This is a genomic window from Paenibacillus marchantiae, assembly GCF_028771845.1.
GTDB lineage: Bacteria > Bacillota > Bacilli > Paenibacillales > Paenibacillaceae > Paenibacillus > Paenibacillus marchantiae.
The window spans coordinates 5,369,411-5,387,089 of the sequence record NZ_CP118270.1 but is presented as its reverse complement, the minus strand read 5'-3'; the positions used below and the strand labels follow the sequence as shown (position 1 = coordinate 5,387,089).

The 17,679-nt window shown below is 44.9% G+C and carries 13 protein-coding genes; 10 read left to right on the top strand and 3 right to left on the bottom strand.

Annotated elements, in window-relative coordinates; genetic code table 11:
* Positions 1 to 392: 392 nt before the first annotated feature.
* The 3 genes from PTQ21_RS24125 to PTQ21_RS24115 all read left to right on the top strand — a co-directional run bounded on the left by PTQ21_RS24125 (position 393) and on the right by PTQ21_RS24115 (position 5,127).
* Complete coding sequence (locus tag PTQ21_RS24125; protein WP_024633996.1) at positions 393 to 1,880, top strand: glutamate synthase subunit beta; 1,488 nt, start codon at positions 393 to 395, stop codon at positions 1,878 to 1,880.
* Between the two features lie 305 nt (positions 1,881 to 2,185).
* Positions 2,186 to 2,653 carry a ferric iron uptake transcriptional regulator gene (gene fur, locus PTQ21_RS24120; RefSeq protein ID WP_024633997.1) on the top strand — a complete coding sequence of 156 codons (468 nt, stop codon included), beginning with the start codon at positions 2,186 to 2,188 and terminating at the stop codon, positions 2,651 to 2,653.
* A 125-nt stretch (positions 2,654 to 2,778) separates the two neighbouring features.
* Complete coding sequence (locus PTQ21_RS24115; RefSeq protein ID WP_274567418.1) at positions 2,779 to 5,127, top strand: type IA DNA topoisomerase; 2,349 nt, start codon at positions 2,779 to 2,781, stop codon at positions 5,125 to 5,127.
* An 87-nt stretch (positions 5,128 to 5,214) separates the two neighbouring features.
* On the opposite strand, the gene PTQ21_RS24110 is transcribed toward PTQ21_RS24115, so the two are convergent.
* Together PTQ21_RS24110 and PTQ21_RS24105 are read right to left on the bottom strand one after the other, a co-directional pair.
* Positions 5,215 to 5,979: an HAD family hydrolase gene (locus tag PTQ21_RS24110; RefSeq protein ID WP_072733280.1), complete on the bottom strand. Its 765-nt coding sequence runs from the start codon at positions 5,977 to 5,979 to the stop codon at positions 5,215 to 5,217.
* A 42-nt stretch (positions 5,980 to 6,021) separates the two neighbouring features.
* Complete coding sequence (locus PTQ21_RS24105) at positions 6,022 to 6,942, bottom strand: ArsR/SmtB family transcription factor (protein ID WP_063562824.1); 921 nt, start codon at positions 6,940 to 6,942, stop codon at positions 6,022 to 6,024.
* Positions 6,943 to 7,143: 201 nt separating this feature from the next.
* On the opposite strand from PTQ21_RS24105, the gene PTQ21_RS24100 reads away from it, so the two are divergent.
* The 5 genes from PTQ21_RS24100 to PTQ21_RS24080 all read left to right on the top strand — a co-directional run bounded on the left by PTQ21_RS24100 (position 7,144) and on the right by PTQ21_RS24080 (position 12,681).
* Entirely contained in the window at positions 7,144 to 8,343 is a 1,200-nt protein-coding gene (locus PTQ21_RS24100; protein WP_420800343.1) for an MFS transporter, read from the top strand.
* 83 nt (positions 8,344 to 8,426) lie between these two features.
* Entirely contained in the window at positions 8,427 to 9,152 is a 726-nt protein-coding gene (locus tag PTQ21_RS24095) for a phosphonate ABC transporter ATP-binding protein (protein WP_024634002.1), read from the top strand.
* 127 nt (positions 9,153 to 9,279) lie between these two features.
* Positions 9,280 to 10,494 (top strand): hypothetical protein, encoded by a 1,215-nt coding sequence (locus tag PTQ21_RS24090; protein WP_143806499.1) that lies wholly within the window; start codon positions 9,280 to 9,282, stop codon positions 10,492 to 10,494.
* Positions 10,487 to 11,185 (top strand): response regulator transcription factor, encoded by a 699-nt coding sequence (locus PTQ21_RS24085; protein ID WP_063562821.1) that lies wholly within the window; start codon positions 10,487 to 10,489, stop codon positions 11,183 to 11,185. Before PTQ21_RS24090 ends, PTQ21_RS24085 begins: the two co-directional genes overlap by 8 nt.
* Positions 11,182 to 12,681, top strand: coding sequence for a sensor histidine kinase (locus PTQ21_RS24080; RefSeq protein WP_274567415.1), 1,500 nt, complete (start codon positions 11,182 to 11,184; stop codon positions 12,679 to 12,681). Before PTQ21_RS24085 ends, PTQ21_RS24080 begins: the two co-directional genes overlap by 4 nt.
* 66 nt (positions 12,682 to 12,747) lie before the next feature.
* On the opposite strand, the gene PTQ21_RS24075 is transcribed toward PTQ21_RS24080, so the two are convergent.
* Positions 12,748 to 13,974 carry a glucose-1-phosphate adenylyltransferase gene (locus tag PTQ21_RS24075; protein ID WP_090807080.1) on the bottom strand — a complete coding sequence of 409 codons (1,227 nt, stop codon included), beginning with the start codon at positions 13,972 to 13,974 and terminating at the stop codon, positions 12,748 to 12,750.
* Between the two features lie 285 nt (positions 13,975 to 14,259).
* Between PTQ21_RS24075 and glgB the strand changes: the two genes are divergently transcribed.
* A complete protein-coding gene (glgB, locus tag PTQ21_RS24070) occupies positions 14,260 to 16,191 on the top strand; it encodes a 1,4-alpha-glucan branching protein GlgB (RefSeq protein ID WP_274570562.1) in 1,932 nt (643 codons plus the stop codon).
* Positions 16,188 to 17,630 (top strand): glycogen synthase GlgA, encoded by a 1,443-nt coding sequence (glgA, locus tag PTQ21_RS24065; RefSeq protein ID WP_090807078.1) that lies wholly within the window; start codon positions 16,188 to 16,190, stop codon positions 17,628 to 17,630. The genes glgB and glgA overlap by 4 nt, the downstream gene beginning before the upstream one ends.
* Positions 17,631 to 17,679: the final 49 nt, after the last annotated feature.

Genomic DNA, 17,679 nt, shown 5'->3' with positions numbered 1-17,679 from the left:
CCGTTGTAAAGCCCTAAAATCAGTTATTGTTCGGATTTGGCAGCCTAAAACAGCATAAATTGTTGTTTTTAATGACAAATTACCTCACATTTAAATGACGTTTGATCCGTTTTTTCATCAATTAAACGCCTGGTTTTGTACAGCCACACCTTGGAAATAACCATTTTAAGGGTATTGACCATGGGTAGACTTGGACGATATGATGTATAAAATACAAATAATTATTCGGATAATCCATTTAATATTCAGCATGCAAAGTGCTACTATAATTGAAATATCTTCGAGAAGATTTTGTGATACAATATACAAAAACTCAAACATGAGTAATCCATTTCATATAGAACCATGCAGATGAAGGGATTAAGACAAGAACGGATGGGGGAAAACGTAAGATGTCTACACCTACTGGATTTATGGAATACAAACGGCAGCTGCCTGCGGACCGCCAACCAGCGGAGCGGGTTAAGGATTGGGAAGAGTTTCATAAACATATGGCTGAAGAAGAGCTCAGAACACAAGGTGCACGATGCATGGATTGTGGTACCCCGTATTGCCATACAGGTATAGATATGACTGGCGGAACGTCGGGCTGCCCTGTGCATAACCTGATTCCAGAATGGAATAATCTGGTGTATCGTGGTTTGTGGAGAGAGGCGCTTGATCGTCTGCACAAAACGAATAATTTCCCTGAGTTTACAGGTCGTGTCTGTCCTGCTCCTTGTGAAGGGTCATGTACAGTGGGACTGATCGGTGAACCTGTAACCATCAAAACGATTGAAGAAGCGATTATTGAAAAGGGTTTTGAAGAAGGATGGGTCGTTCCCCAACCTCCGGAGAAACGTACGGGTAAACGTGTAGCAGTTGTAGGTTCAGGTCCTGCAGGACTGGCTACGGCAGCTCAGTTGAACAAAGCAGGTCACTCAGTGACCGTATACGAGCGCTCCGACCGTGTCGGCGGTTTGCTGATGTATGGTATCCCTACGATGAAATTGGACAAAAACGTCGTTCAGCGTCGTGTTGATTTGTTGGAAGCAGAAGGTATTCAATTTGTAACAAACACGGAGATCGGTAAAGATATTGCTGCGCAGCAACTGGTGGATGATTATGATGCGGTTGTCCTGTGCGGCGGTGCAACCAAACCACGGGAGTTTAACATTGAAGGCAGTGACTTGAAAGGCGTACATTACGCCATGGATTTCCTGAATGGCAGCATCAAAAGTTACCTGGACTCCAACCTTGAGGATGGTAACTACCTGTCAGCACAGGACAAGGATGTTATCGTCATCGGTGGCGGGGATACGGGTTCCGACTGTGTAGCTACATCGCTTCGTCATGGTTGTCGGAGCATTACACAATTTGGCACACATACTCAGGCTCCTATGGAACGGGATCGTATTAACAACCCTTGGCCACAATTCCCGAACGTATATACTCTTGATTATGCACAGGAAGAAGCGAAAGCATTGTTCGGTGACGATCCGCGTGAGTTCTCCATCATGACGACCAAATTTGTGGGTGACGACGAGGGTAATCTCAAAGAACTTCACACCGTTCAAATCGAGCGTATTGTAGATGAGACGGGACGTAAGATCTATCAGCCGATTCCGGGTACAGAGCGCGTCTTCCCAGCTCAAATGGCCATGATTGCTATCGGTTTTGACGGACCGGAACAGACTCTTGTGGAGCAACTCGGACTTGCAACAGACCGTCGTACCAATGTTAAGGCACGTTACGGCAAATACAATACCAATGTGGATAAAGTATTTGCAGCAGGTGACATGCGCCGTGGTCAAAGTCTGGTTGTATGGGCAATTAATGAAGGCCGTGAAGCTGCCCGTGAAGTGGACAAATACTTGATGGGTGCCACAGTTCTCGTATAATGAGTTGATATGAGCCAATGAATATATGGATTTGCAATTTTTTAATAAAATATATAACTGATTCAATAAAACTCTCGCAATTAGCGGGGGTTTTTTGTTGTTTTTAAGATAACATGAGACGTTCAGCTACAATTATTTTAGACAACTGTGAGGTATAGCATTGCTTTTTATCTCATAAAGATTTATTATTAAATTATAATGATTATAAATAAGAAACGTAATGACACTTAATTAAAAACTACACGAATTGTGAAATTATAATATCCGGAGGTGCAATCTTTATGGCAAGTAACCGGGACAAATCCATTTCAGAACAGATTGATGACATTAAAAAACAGTTGGTTGCAAAAGGGTATAAGCTGACACAGCAACGAGAAGTTACGGTACGTGTGTTACTTGAGCATGAGAAGGATCATTTTAGCGCAGAGGAAGTATTTCTGCTGGTCAAGGAACAATTCCCCGAGATTGGCTTGGCTACGGTATATCGTACGCTTGAACTGCTTAGTGACCTACAGGTCGTAGAAAAGATTAACTTTGGGGACGGTGCTGCGCGCTTCGACCTGCGAAGTACGGATGGTTCACATCACCATCATCATTTGATTTGCACAGAGTGTGGCACTGTAGAAGAGATCATGGAGGATGGCTTGCTTCGTTTGGAACAACAAATCGAGCGTCAGTACGGCTTTGCCGTTACAGACCATCGACTTGATTTTCAGGGCGTATGCAAAGAGTGCAGAGCGAAGCAGGCTTTGAATGAACAGGCAGCAGGGTAAATCCAATGGGGAGGATGCTCCCGCAACCAAAATCTGATATAATAAGTTTCAGAAGCAAGGGGCTTCCGTGGGCGGAAGGCCCCTTTTTGCCGTCATCTGGACGGTGAAGGAGGAGAGATGGACGGATGAAGACACTGGTTATTGCGGAAAAGCCCGACATGGGCCGAACCATTGCCGCCGTCATAGAACCAAGAGCCAAGAACAATCGCAATTATTTGGAAGGTGAGCATTACATTATCACCTGGGCGATTGGTCATCTATTGGGACTTGCTGAACCGGATGCCTATGATTCAAAGTACAAGCGCTGGAATATCGGCGACCTGCCGATCATTCCGGATCAGTTCAAGATTGTACCCAACCCCAGAACGAAAGATCAACTGAAAATGATCGGAGAACTTGCAAAAAGGGCATCGGCCATCGTTAATGCTTGTGATGCAGGGCGAGAGGGACAGTATATTTTTGCCTTAATTCAACAACAGTTGAAGCTGCGTCAGCCTGTCAAACGTCTGTGGATATCGGACCTGACCGCTGAGAGTATTAAACGTGGTTTTGACGGTTTGAAAGATGCCTCGGAATTTGAGAATTTGACCCATGCTGCCAGGGCTCGTAGTGAAGCGGATTGGCTGATTGGCATGAATGCATCCCGGGCTTTCACTACTCGACATAATGCCTTGCTCTCTGTAGGCCGGGTGCAGACTCCGGTACTGGCCTTGATCTATGATCGGGAAATCGAGATTGAAGCGTTCCAGTCCCAGACCTTTTATGAAGTAGCCGCTTGGTTTCGTCAGGAAGGAGTGGAGTACAGGGGATTACGTCAAGGAGACAAGCTGACCGACCCCGCCGTTGCTGAATCGATTGCGACCAGTGTGAAGGGGAAGACGGGACAAATTACCAAGTACGAAGCAAAACAGACCAAGGAGTATCCATACCGGTTGTATGACCTGACCCTTTTGCAGCGTGAAGCAAATGCCAAGTATGGATATGGAGCGAAGAAAACGTTGGATATTGCACAGGCGCTTTACGAGAAACATAAAGTGATCTCTTATCCACGGACCAATTCAAACTATGTTACGGAACAGAATATTGAAGGTATGCACAAAACGCTGAATCTGCTTAAAAATGGACCTTATAGTGAACTGGCGCAAGGAGCGAAACCTGAACTTGTTCATAAAGGTAACAAGGGTGTATGTAACCCATCCAGAGTTGAGGATCACCATGCAATTCTGCCTACATTAAAACGACCGGGTACGTTATCCAAGGATGAACAGAATATCTATGATCTGATCGTAAGACGTTTCTTATCTCATTTCTATCCGCCAGCAGAGTATAAGCAGCATACCGTGCTCACTGATGTTGAGAAGCACCAGTTCAAGACATCTGTGAAAGAACTGCTGTCACTGGGGTGGAAGGTGGTACTGGGAACTTCGGATCAGGAGCAGACAGGCAAGAAAAAGACAAAGAAAAACAGCAACGAAGAAGAGGAAGCAGAGGAATGGACGGACAAGGCCTTTGCCGTTCAACCTGAATTGCCTGTTCAATGTACCAAGAGTGAATTCAAGGAGAAGGCGACACAGCCTCCCAAGAGTTATACTGAGGGAACGTTGCTAAAAGCAATGGAGAGTGCAGGGAAACAGATCGAGAATGAAGAGCTCCGTGATGCTATGAAGGACAGTGGACTAGGTACACCTGCGACTCGTGCGGCAACGATCGAACGACTCAAAAACGTGGGTTACATTACGATGCAGGGTAAAAAGATGCAATTGACGTTGAAGGGTCGTACAGCCATCGAATTGATCCGTAAGGCAGGCGTAGATCTGTTAACCTCGCCTGAAATGACGGGCCAATGGGAAAGAAGATTGTACCAAATTTCCAAAGGTGAAGCGGGCCAGGATAAGTTTATGGAGAACGTCAAAAAATTTACGATGTCCATTATTGATAAAGTACGTGTGCAGGCACCCGCACCAGCGGATGCTTTTGGGGAAGACACACGTGGGGGACGGGGTAAAGGCAAAGGAGCCAAAACCCAGAGAACCAGCACTAGAACTACTTCTACCAAGACATCAGGTACTGGCTCAAGTACCATTGCAGGTTCGAAGCTTTCACGTCAAACGTCGGGAGCGTCATCCAGAAATGGCAGTGTTGCGAACTCAACGGCACAAACGCGAACTTCGACTTCCAGTCAACCGGGCGTTCGTGAAACGCTGGCATCCTGTCCTTCACCGGGTTGCACCGGTCAGATTATTGAAGGCAAGAAAGGTTATGGCTGTACAAGGTTCAAGGAAGGTTGCGGCTTTGTCATATGGAAAGAGTACGTCGGCAAGAAAATAACCAGTACGATGTTAAAAGCGTTGATTGAAAAGGGCAGTACTCAGGTACTGGCTTTTAAACGAAAAGACGGAAGTACGGTGAAGGCACGTATTATTTTGCAAGATAAGGTAACCGGCAAACTATCTGCGGAAAAGCAGGATGCATAAGTTTATTGGATGTAAAAGCAGAAAGAAGAACGTGAAGGCTGATATACCAGCGCCAAATCCTATTAGAATTAAATAAGAAAAGGACCCTTATCCAAGGGTCCTTTTTTGTTGCTGCTGTTGTATATTTTCATGGATGACCTTCGGTACCTCTTCCAGGGCGGTGATGGTATACATCGATGTCTCTGGATTAGGTTGAAGCTCCACCATGTTGTATTGCCATTCGTTCGGCTGTTTGATATATATGCTATGGATGCCGGCCGTCACTGCTGGCATGATGTCTGTGCGCAGTGAGTTTCCAATCATCCAAGTTGCACGACGTTCAAACGGTCCAGTTGAAAGAATGCCTTCGAGCGCTTCAATGTTCTTATGTTGCCGAATGTAGATCCGGTCATCGAAATAAGCCGAGAGCTTCATCTGGTCAATCTTCCGCTGCTGAATTACGGTTTCTCCACCTGTATACAGGTAGAGGGCATGTCCAGCTGATTTAAGATTCTCCAGCGTTTCGACCATATGAGGATAAGGTTCAACCTCTTGGTCATATACACTCATTCCCAATTTGGTGAGGTAAGACTCTTCTTGATGAGAGGTTGGCTTTGAGAACTTCTGGGAGAAGTAACGGTAGGTATCAATAAGGGATTGCGGGAAATGGTGACTTGCAAATCCCAATTTATTGACCCCGGTTACATCAATCTCTAGCTGTTTCTCCCTAATTTGTTGAACCGTTAGGGCATGTCCATCAAACCACTCCTGCATGTTCTCGAAGAATTCACCAAGCACCAGGTTGAAATATTTATTACAATACACGAGTGTATCATCTAGATCAAACAAAATATGTTGTTTTATTATTTTCATATCCAATTCACTCCTTGCAGCAGCAGCACAGTTGTTCATATTTTATATGCGAATATAAGATTCCAGGAACATATTCAATTCAGATACGCCATCTGGTCGAATACTGTATTTCTCTTTGCGATTACTGCCGAGCAGATGGGTTCGCAGCAGTCCGGCGATGCGCAGTGCCATAACCTGATCTTTAACCATATCCTCGTCTTTACCCAGCTCCTCACACATCTCAGCGAGTGACTTCGGTTCACCTGACACGTAGCGTAGAAGACGGAGTCTTTCCGGATCAGCCAGGGCATGTGTGAAACGAAGCAGACAGGTTGGTGGTTGGTCTTCATCCTCTTCGGGTGCGTCTACAGGATACTGCATGATCATCATACCCTCATAGAAGCAGTACATATTAATGGGGCGGTTGTGGACGGTTGGAAACAGGATAACTTCATCCAGTCCAGGCATCGGTTCAACCAGAACACCCGCAGTAGCGTATTCAATAAGGAGTTCAGGCCCCATTTTTTCAAGCAGTACGCGTTTCTCTTCAGCGTCTTCCTCCAGCCAGGTACGATAATCCTCACTCATATTCTGGCAGTAATGCTGATCCCAGAGTCGCAAAAGTGGCACATAGCTATCCCGAATACGTGTAGATTCTTCTATTGTAAGATGGGGTAGCAGAACAGATACGCGTGCGAACAGCTCTTCGGCTGTTAGTCCAGCAAGCATATCCAGAAAATCAATATTCTCATTAGAAGTGTTCCGATAGGCCGCCCATGCAAATAATACATCAAAGTCATCAAAAGGCCAGGTGGCAGCAGGTGCGAGCGCTGCTCGAACATTGGAACTTAGTTTGCCTTCCACCTCAATGATCCATTCAGGGCCAACATCCAGATGTTGAATCCACTTCTTCGTTACATATACCAAAAAGCTGTTGAGCATTTCATATATCGGTGAAACATCGATTTTAACATGATAAGCCATATGATGCAGAATCCTCCCGTCACATCTAAATGTACGCAGCGACTTAAGTACTATTATGGCTTGTTTTGCAGGGCGTTGTCCACTATAATGTTCAAGTCCAGGGCAAAACGCCTGGCGTAACCATACATGATCAATAGAATAGTTATAACATGCGAAAGGTCGTCAGTGATGGCGATTTTTCTTTGTATGCTTGCAGGAGGAATGATTTTTGTGTCATCTATAACCACCCCCAAATTATCACATTCTACATCAAACTATCTCATTCTGATTACCGTTATTGTTGTGGCGGGGATCAGCCAGGGACTTTTATTGCCGGTGCTCTCCATTTTCTTGGAGCAAAAAGGAGTCTCGCCGGGTTTGAACGGATTGAATGCAGCCGCATTGTACGTTGGATCTTTTGCCATGACCTTGGTGGCGGAACGACTGCTGGGAGCTATTGGTTTCAAAAAGCTGATTATCGGCGGACTGTTATTTGTCATGATTCCCCTGATTCTATTTCCTTATTTTCCGGATATCAAAATTTGGTTTATTTTGCGTCTCGTCGTCGGAATCGGAGATAGTGCACTCCATTATTCTGCCCAGTTATGGGTACTACTGGTGACCGCACCCGAAAAACGCGGACGTTACATCTCTTTATATGGTATGTCTTATGGTTTAGGATTCAGTATTGGCCCATTGGGAATCAAGCTGCTCGGGTTTGGGGATGCCGTTCCATTCTGGGTATTATTCGTATGTATGGCTGCGGTACTTATGCTTGTATTAATGAAGCTTCCCGATACGAAGCCGGAAAAGTCCGAACATGGACAACTGCCTGAACGCCGTTTCCGACGCAGCTTGGCCTGGGCATGGTATGCGCTGTTGCCTGCGTTATTGTACGGCTACATGGAAGCCGGGATGAACAGCAATTTTCCCGTATACGGACTGCGTATTGGTCTGGATGCCAATCAGATATCGTCCTTGCTACCTTTTGTCGGAATAGGTGGTCTGTTTCTGCAATTACCTCTAGGTATGTTGAGTGATCGTTATGGTCGGAAGCAAACGTTAATGTTTGCTGGTATTACAGGAGGTATCATCTTCATGCTGGTTCCTGTGGCCGGCACACATTTCTGGTGGACACTTGTGCTGTTGACCATAGCAGGAGGTCTGGTAGGTTCATTTTTCTCGCTTGGCCTGGCCTATGCCGCAGATATTTTGCCAAAAGTGCTGCTGCCTGCAGCGAACGTAGTGGCCTCATTTCATTTTACAATTGGAAGCATCATTGGACCGAATCTGGGAGGGCAAGTGATTAACTGGATTTCACCAGGAAGCATGTTTATTTTGCTTGGATTCATGTATCTTCTTTTTGGTGCAGCAGGTGTATTATTTCGTCGTAAACCTATGCTTGAATCTGTGGTAAAATAGAAGCTGGTGTTCGCATGGAAATTGATGTCCATTTCCGAGTACACTAGTAGTAGGGAAAAACATGGACAAGAGGAGACATCGCGATGATCAGAGTTGAGGGTTTAAGCAAATCCGTTGGAGCGGACCGGGTTCCGGTTCTGCGGGATATACGATTCGATATGCAACAGGGAGAAATGATTGGTGTAGTGGGCTCAAGTGGCAGCGGAAAAAGCATGCTGCTTAAATGTCTTGCTATGATGGAAAAATGGGACAGTGGTCGATTTACGGTGGACGGCGCCGAGATTATAAAAGAAGGTTGGTCTGGAAAACGGAAAATTAAACGGGAATGGGCATACTTGGAACAGAATCCGCAATTGTATCCGAGACGTACAGCTTTGAAAAATGTATTGATCGGTCGTTCTGGTCAAACTCCTCTATGGAGAATGGTAACAGGTATGGTTCGTTCCGATGATTATATGGGTGCGATGGATTATCTGGAAGGGCTCGGATTGCTGGATAAAGCACACCAGACGGCAGAGAAACTCAGCGGTGGCGAGAAGCAGCGTGTTGCGATTGCCCGAGCGCTGGCGCATGGCGCCAAAGTTGTTTTGGCGGATGAACCTGTCATCGGACTTGATCCTCATACCGCAGATACGGTGCTGGAAACACTGCGCAAATTGTGCGAAGAGGAACGGGCTACCGTAATTGCAGTATTGCCGATTGAGATGGCAGAGAAACATGCGACCCGCATCTGGGGTCTTGCGGAAGGCAAGATTGCTTTTGATATACGTGGACGTCGGTTGACACAGCAAGAAAAAAATATGATTTAAACTATTGAAAAGAGTGATGAATTTGCTTAATTCACGGTGGGGGCGCCTGTTAGCGGGGGGAGCAGTAAGTATCTTGCTCGGTTCAGTCCTTAGCGGATGTACTGTCATAAGCGATCCTAAGGGTTTGATGAGAAAACCAATGATGTCTACAGACAAGGAAAAATTATTAAATGTGGTTCAGCGGGAACAGCCACCCGAAAGCAAATTGATTCGCCCCAAAGACATGAATAATACCAGTATGATTCGTGTTGAAGACCTAAACGGAGATGGTACTCGGGAAGCCATCGTTTTCTATGAAACCCCGAATGAGAACGTGCGAATTCATGGAATGTTGCTGGAAGAGCAGGGGGATTCATGGGTTAAGAAGTTGACATTTGATGTTCCGGGGAATGAACTGCAATCATTCAAAGTTTTGGACATTACCAATGATGGGAATCCGGATATTATCTTGGGTGTAAGTTTACAAGAACAGAAAGCATTAACTGCTTATTCTTATAAAGCTGGAGCACTTGAACAAGTGTTGGGTGGTGTTCCGTATAATCAATATATTATAGATGATGTTCAAGGGAACACCCTCGATCTAAACGGGGACAAGAAAAATGATTTCGCAATCGTATCCCTGAACAATAGCGGATTTGCATCTATTGCGTTGTATCAGTACGACGAAGGAAGTTTCAAGGAAGTTGACAGAATGCAGACGGACTATACTGTGAAAGAGATATATAATGCTCTCGGTGGTCAGATTGCCAAAGATAAAGTGGGTATTGTACTGGATTCAGAGTTGGATGACCGTAGTACATTCTCACAGATCATATACGTAAAAGATAACAAGTTAGTGAATGCTTTTAAATCGCCTGATCAAACCTACAGAGATGACAAAATTTTAAGCGGTGATGTCGACAATGATGGTATTATTGAGTTTGGCTTGAAGGAAACACCTAAAGGCTGGGAACATTACGTATTTGATTCCCGGATGTGGTTCTATACCTTTTATCAATGGGATGGCAAGGATGATAAGAAATTTGTCTCATTCCAATATCGGGATGATGCTGACTTATTCCACTTGAATCTGAAGGCAGAGTGGTATGGGAAGATTACCATTGATACTAAATCGGAAAAAGAAAAATACATTCGTTTTAAAATGATTGATACGGATGAAACCGTAGGTGAAATAAAATATTTCACCCTTTCTCAGTGGGAGCAGGAAAAAGGCAAAAGTTGGAAAGAGATTACCCGAACGAATGATCGGGTCATTGCTTCCCGCGGTGCACAACTGGATGCCGATGATGGATTGCTTGACAATATACCGCAACTGAATAGAAAGGAAGAACTTAATGAGTAAAGTACTTATTCTAGAGGATGAAGAATCCATCCGCAGTTTTATTGTTATTAATTTGAAAAGAAATGGGTTTGAAGTGCTTGAAGCTGGAGATGGACACGAGGCGCTTCGCATTTTGCAATCCGTACCAGATATCGACTTGGCTTTGCTGGATGTTATGGTTCCTGGAATTGACGGATTTGAAGTGTGTCGTCGTATTCGTGAAACGAATGAACGTCTGGGAATTATTTTCCTCACAGCCAAAGTACAGGAGCAGGACAAGGTATATGCGCTTTCCGTTGGCGCGGACGATCACGTAAGTAAGCCGTTTAGTCCAACCGAGCTGATTGCACGTATACAATCTTTGTTGCGCCGGGTCAATGTTCACCGGGAGACGGCTGCAAAGGTAACGTTTCAATCAGGGCCGTTCTCGCTGGATCTAATCTCCAAGCAATTTAAGAAGCAAAATGAATTAATTGAGTTAACACCAACCGAATTTTCCTTGATTCAATTTTTCTTGGAAAAGGAAAACACACCGCTTAGTCGAGATGTGCTGCTGGATCACGTATGGGGCAAAGAGTATATGGGTGATCCCAAAATCGTAGACGTAAATATTCGCCGCTTGCGCCAGAAAATTGAGAACAATCCTTCCGAACCTGAATACCTGCAGACTGTATGGGGTCACGGTTACAAATGGAAGGGCCGGGATCAATGATCAAAAAAGGCATCACACGGCAGATTGTACTACATTACTTCATTGTAGTTTTTCTGGCTCTGCTGTTGGTGGAATTCGTATTTATGCTGGCGGTGCAACGATATTATTATGAGAGCATCTACAATACAATCAGTACCCATATCTCCAATTCGAAGGATTTTTTTGAGCCTCTAGCTCGTGAGAGTAATTCGGAAGATGGAAATAACCTGTCCAGACTACTTGTTAATTTGGAATTATCTAATACAGAACTTGAGATTCTGGATCTGAACGGTCATGTGTTAGCGAGTTCGACTGCATTTGAATCTGACCGTGCCGTTCTGCAAACGAGTGATATTCAACAGGCGTTAAATGGCGGTATGGGACGTTGGGTAGGCAGACAACCCGCCACGGGAGAGCAGGTCATGGCCGTTTCCCACAAGTTTGATCTAGGCGGCGAAAATACGTATGTTATTCGATACCTAACATCGCTCGAAAATGTGAATTCCAAGTTATTGTTCATGGGGATGCTTGCGATTGCAGTAGGTATTGGCGTACTGGCAATTGTCTTGATTATTAGTATAGGTATGGCCAATTCCATTGTACGACCGATTAACAATATTACGGCAGTGTCCGCTCAGATGGCCCGAGGACGTCTGGATGTGAGAGTTAAGGGCAACTACAAACATGAATTAGGCGAACTGGCATCCACTCTGAATTTTATGGCACATGAAATTGTGCGCAGCAATCAGATCAAAGACGATTTTATTTCTTCCATTTCTCATGAATTGCGAACGCCCCTGACCAGTATTAAAGGGTGGAGTGAGACGCTGGACTCCGGTGGATACGATCCGGATGAAACGAGGATTGGAATGAGTATTATCTCTAAAGAAACGGAGCGTCTGATCGGACTCGTAGAAGAGATGCTCGATTTCTCCAAATTGCAGCAAAATCAGATGAAGTTGGTGAAAGGGACCGTCAGCATTCGTGAGATTGTTCAGGAAACCATGTTGAATGTTTGGGCAAAAGCTGAGCAAAAACAGATACATCTCAAGTTGGAAAGCGATGAAAATCGTGCTTTCAATGTTTTTGGGGATGGTAACAGATTAAAACAAGTCTTCCTGAACATTGTAGACAATGCGATCAAATTCTCCCATGAGAATTCATGGATCTTTTTATCGGTCAAAGAAGAAGACGGGCAAATTATAGCTGCTGTGCAGGATACGGGTATTGGTATCAGTGAAGAGCATTTAATCAAGGTGCGTGATCGCTTCTTCCAGGTCAATCACCAGAATGGTGGAACAGGGCTCGGGCTTGCTATTACGCAGGAACTGGTAGAACTGCATGAGGGAACAATTATCATGCAAAGTGAACTCGGAACGGGAACAACAGTTACGGTGACATTACCAGCTTTACCGGAGGAAGAGAAGGTGGAGGAATCCATAATGCAGAATGATGAAGCCGAAGTGACTCTCGATACGAAGTTAACTCAAGGTGAGTCTGATCCGAAAAAAAATTGATTTTTGCATAAAGATTGTTTTCGCACCAAAAAGGCGAGCCATATATGGCTCGCCTTTTCTTTAAGATTATGAAGAAAGTTCACCAGCGCGCAGACGCCCACTTTTTTCATAAACATCTTTCAGCATGCGTACAGGTTGTGTGCGTACAGCCGGTTTGGCGGAGACAATCTCATTCGGTCCGACAACCACGATTTCATCCGCCGTACCTTTGACAATGGCACCGTCTTTAATAATGGCACCTTCGCCAATGATGGCGCGTTCGATGTGAACACCGCGACCTATCCGTGCATTTGGCATAATCACGCTGTCTTTAACTTCAGAACCTTTACCAACTTCGGCTCCGCAGAAAATAACAGAACGTTCAGCCCGGCCATCAATGGAGCAGGATTCATGGATCATGGAGTGTAGGAGCTCAGCACGTGTATGACGTGCTTTGTATGCACTTGGTTTAGTTCTCCAGTCACGAGTAAACATCGGCCAGTCTTCTTTTTGCAGGCTCCAGTCTTCATCGTTATGAAGCAGATCCATGTGCGCATCCCATAAACTCTTCACGGTACCCACGTCTTTCCAATAACCATTGAAGTTATATACGAAGAGAGGGGTATTCTCATTCAACATTTGAGGAATCACATCTTTACCGAAGTCATGGCTGGATTCCGGATTAGCGGCATCTTCGAGCAAGTGGCGCTTCAGATATTCCCATTTGAACATGTAAATGCCCATGGAAGCCAAATTACTTTTCGGTTCGGCCGGTTTCTCAGCAAACTCGGTAACTCTCAGATTCTCATCCGCTGCCATAATGCCGAAGCGATGGGCTTCCTCCCACGGAACCTCCATAACGGAGATCGTCGCTACCGCTTGATTCGCTGTATGAGCTTCCAGCATTTCACGATAATTCATATGATAGATATGGTCACCCGACAAAATTAGAACATTTTCGGGGTTTTGTTGGTCAATATAGTCAATATTTTTATAAATAGCATCCGCGGTTCCCAAGTATTCGTCATTTCCTGTATGATAAGATGGAAGTAAGGAAATTCCTGCCTCACTTGAAGTACCATGTCCCCAAGGTTCTCCTCCACCAATGTGATCATGTAATGAATCAGCTTGATACTGCGTCAGAACACCTACAGTGTCGATGCCTGAGTTTACGCAGTTGCTGAGAGGAAAATCGATAATCCGGTAGTGCCCGCCAAACGGTACAGCGGGTTTTGCGATACTTGAGGTTAAAGGGGCTAATCGCTTCCCTTCTCCTCCCGCCAACAGCATAGCGATGCAATCTTTATTAAACATAATCGTTTCCCTCCCAAGATATTTGTCCAGTGTAGTACATACATAAACGCAATGCGGAGCTATTGAAACGATGTATACTGTAAAAATCCTGAAAAATTACAACATTTTTTTACACACCGCATTTTTCTTTTCAACTTGGCTAGAATGGGGTAATGGTTAATGTTATATCTATTTTCTGGAGAAGAAGGTGATCTCTTGGCCATTCAACCGTTAACAAACCCGGAAATTTCGCCGGAGCACATTTATTTGTTTCATGAAGGAAACCTTCATCACAGTTATCGAATAATGGGCGCACAGCCTGCGATCGAAGATCATCGTCAGGGGTATCGTTTTACCGTGTGGGCTCCGAATGCCACAGAAGTAGGCCTGGCTTTAGACCGTAATGGATGGAAAGGTGAACAGGAACCTTTATATAAGATACCCGATTCTGGATTTTGGAGTCGTTTTATTCCGGAAATCAGTGAAGGAACATTATACAAATTCCGTATATTAACGGAAGAGGGTACCGAATTGCTTAAAGCTGACCCTTATGCTTTCCAGGCTGAAGTTCGTCCGCGTACGGCATCGGTCACCAGCTCCATCGAAGGTTACAAATGGAATGATGGCGCGTGGAGACGCAAACAAAGAGGCGTTTATAACAAACCTCTACATATTTATGAAATGCATGCTGGAACCTGGAAACGGAAAGAGGACGGCACACTCTACAGTTATCGTGAACTTGCGGACTTGCTTGTTCCTTATTTATTGGAAATGAAATATACCCATGTTGAGATGATGCCACTAAGTGAACATCCTTACGACCTATCGTGGGGGTATCAAAACACAGGATTTTTTGCGCCAACCAGCCGTTACGGGCAGCCTAAAGATCTGATGTATCTAGTTGATAGTCTACATCAGGCAGGAATAGGCGTTTTGCTCGATTGGGTCCCCGCACATTTTGCGAAGGATGCTCATGGCTTGCGTTTGTTTGATGGAACGCCCTTGTATGAATATGCAGATCCACTGTTAGCAGAGAGACCAGGCTGGGGCACACTCAGCTTTGATTACTCTAAACCTGAAATTCGTTCGTTTTTGATCTCTAATGCGTTGTATTGGATGGAGATGTTCCATTTCGACGGACTTCGGGTCGATGCGGTAACCAGTATGCTTAAGTTGGATTTCGAAAAGCAGCCAGGACAATACCGAACGAATAACGAAGGTGGCCTGGAAAACAAGGAAGCTGTTGCTTTTTTGCAGCAGTTGAATGAAACGGTCTTCAAGTACTTTCCCTATGCTCTGATGATGGCAGAAGAATCCAGTGCATGGCCGATGGTTACTTCGCCAGTAGATCAGGGTGGATTAGGGTTCAACTACAAATGGAACATGGGTTGGATGAACGATACACTTGATTACATGGAATCGGATTTTCACGAACGTCCTTCCAAACATCATTTGCTGACATTCCCAGTCGTATACTCCTTTGCTGAAAATTACGTGCTTCCTCTGTCTCATGACGAGGTCGTTCATGGCAAAAAGTCGCTCCTAGACAAGATGCCAGGAACATACGAGCAGAAGTTTGCCGGCATGCGTGCCTTCATGGGGTACTTTATGACATTCCCAGGCAAGAAACTGCTGTTTATGGGTGGAGAATTCGGCCAGTTTATCGAATGGAAAGATGAAGATCAACTGGACTGGTTTTTGCTGAACTATGACAGTCACCGTAAACTCCACAAGTTTGAACGGGATCTGTCCGAGCTATACTTGGGCGAAAAAGCTTTGTGGGAGCTTGATCATTCCTTTGACGGTTATGAATGGATCACTCCGGATGATCAGGACCAAAGTGTCATTTCATATGTGCGCAAAGGAAAAAAATCTGCGGATACACTCCTTGTGCTCATTAACTTTCAGCCAGTCAAGCGGGAGCGTTACCGGATTGGTGTCATGCGTCCCGGTATGTATACCGAAGTACTGAACAGTGATCATTCCGATTACGGCGGATCAGGCATTATCAATGATATGCAGCTTACTACAGAAAAGATTCCTTTTCATGGGCAACCACATAGTCTGGAAGTTGTTTTGCCACCGCTAAGTGTAGTTATTTTAAAAAAGAACACACGTCGGAAAACGGATGCACTGCCCCTTGAAGTTCAATCCGTCAGAGCAAAAGCCAGTACCACTAAAACCAGTAAAACAAAAGAAAGCACTATAGTTAAACCCAAAAGGAGGACGAAGGCATGAATATTCTATTTGCTGCTGCTGAAGTACATCCATTTATCAAAACAGGAGGCCTTGCTGACGTCATCGGCGCATTACCACAAGCACTAAAGAAGAGTGGGGCAGATGTTCGTGTCATTTTACCCAAATACAAGGGCATCCCGGATGAGTATAAAGAGGCGATGGAGCCTGTGATCACGACAGATGTTCCTCTTGGTTGGCGCAGACCTTATTGTGGAATAGAGATGCTGGTTCATGACGGGATTCCTGTCTACTTTGTAGACAATGAATACTATTTTGGACGGGATGGCGTGTATGGGTATATGGATGACGGGGAGCGTTTTGCCTTCTTCAATCGTGCTGTTCTCGAGGTGTTGCCACAAATTGAATTCAAGCCGGATGTGCTGCACAGTCACGATTGGCACGCGGGTATGATTCCTTTACTGCTGGAGGCTCACTTTGCTCATGATCCCTTTTATAGTGAGATGAAAACCGTTTTTACGATACATAACCTGTTATATCAAGGTGTGTTTCCACATGATTTATTCAGTGATTTGCTTGAGCTGGATGATCGGTATTTCACGGTGGACGGGGCAGAATATTATGGAAATGTCAATTTCCTTAAGGCAGGAATCGTTTTTGCGGATCATGTAACGACCGTCAGCCCTACTTACGCCAAGGAAGTACAAACCTCCTATTATGGCTATGGTCTGGATGGATTGCTCAGTTCATTGGGCGATCGTTTCAGTGGGATTGTCAACGGTATTGATACCAAGAGTTACAACCCGGCAGCGGACAATAAAATTGCGGTTAAATACAGAACCAGCCTGTCCAAGAAAATCGAGAACAAGATCGAGCTGCAAAAGGAATTAGGATTGCCTGTACGTCCGGATGCTCCACTTATGGTGATGGTTACAAGGCTTGTGGATTCCAAAGGTTTGGATCTGGTATGTCGTGTATTGGATGAATTATTGTACTATGACGACATTCAATTCGCAGTATTGGGTACCGGGGATCCGGCTTATGAGCACTGGTTCCGTGAGGCAGCGAATCGTTATCCGCTGAAAATGTCTGCTCAGATCACCTTCAATGATGGGTTATCCCGCCGTTTTTATGCCGGAAGTGATCTGTTCTTGATGCCATCAAGGTTCGAGCCATGTGGTATTAGCCAGTTGCTTGCACTCCGTTATGGCAGTGTACCACTTGTCCGGGAAACAGGGGGTCTGAACGATACGGTGCAGGCATACAATGAATTCAGCGGTAAGGGGAATGGATTCTCTTTCACCAGCTTTAACGCCCATGATATGATGAACACCATTCGCCGTGCTGAAGAATTTTACCGTCAGCCAGAGCACTGGAAAAAGATCGTGAAAAATGCAATGAGCGGAGACTACAGCTGGAACGTCTCAGCTGAAGAGTATATGGATATTTATCGACGCATAATGCTTGAATCTGTGAAATAGATTTGCACAAATGAGCCGCAGTATATTCGTACTGCGGCTTTTTTGTACG

Excerpts from the sequence above, each read along its gene's own strand:
- PTQ21_RS24075 (WP_090807080.1), bottom strand. The coding sequence starts at position 13,974 with ATGTTTAATAAAGATTGCATCGCTATGCTGTTGGCGGGAGGAGAAGGG.
- PTQ21_RS24110 (WP_072733280.1), bottom strand. The coding sequence starts at position 5,979 with ATGAAAATAATAAAACAACATATTTTGTTTGATCTAGATGATACACTC.
- PTQ21_RS24080 (WP_274567415.1), top strand. The coding sequence starts at position 11,182 with ATGATCAAAAAAGGCATCACACGGCAGATTGTACTACATTACTTCATT.
- PTQ21_RS24115 (WP_274567418.1), top strand. The coding sequence starts at position 2,779 with ATGAAGACACTGGTTATTGCGGAAAAGCCCGACATGGGCCGAACCATT.
- PTQ21_RS24090 (WP_143806499.1), top strand. The coding sequence starts at position 9,280 with ATGAGAAAACCAATGATGTCTACAGACAAGGAAAAATTATTAAATGTG.
- PTQ21_RS24125 (WP_024633996.1), top strand. The coding sequence starts at position 393 with ATGTCTACACCTACTGGATTTATGGAATACAAACGGCAGCTGCCTGCG.
- PTQ21_RS24095 (WP_024634002.1), top strand. The coding sequence starts at position 8,427 with ATGATCAGAGTTGAGGGTTTAAGCAAATCCGTTGGAGCGGACCGGGTT.
- PTQ21_RS24105 (WP_063562824.1), bottom strand. The coding sequence starts at position 6,942 with ATGGCTTATCATGTTAAAATCGATGTTTCACCGATATATGAAATGCTC.
- glgA (WP_090807078.1), top strand. The coding sequence starts at position 16,188 with ATGAATATTCTATTTGCTGCTGCTGAAGTACATCCATTTATCAAAACA.
- PTQ21_RS24100 (WP_420800343.1), top strand. The coding sequence starts at position 7,144 with ATGATTTTTGTGTCATCTATAACCACCCCCAAATTATCACATTCTACA.
- PTQ21_RS24085 (WP_063562821.1), top strand. The coding sequence starts at position 10,487 with ATGAGTAAAGTACTTATTCTAGAGGATGAAGAATCCATCCGCAGTTTT.
- glgB (WP_274570562.1), top strand. The coding sequence starts at position 14,260 with ATGGGCGCACAGCCTGCGATCGAAGATCATCGTCAGGGGTATCGTTTT.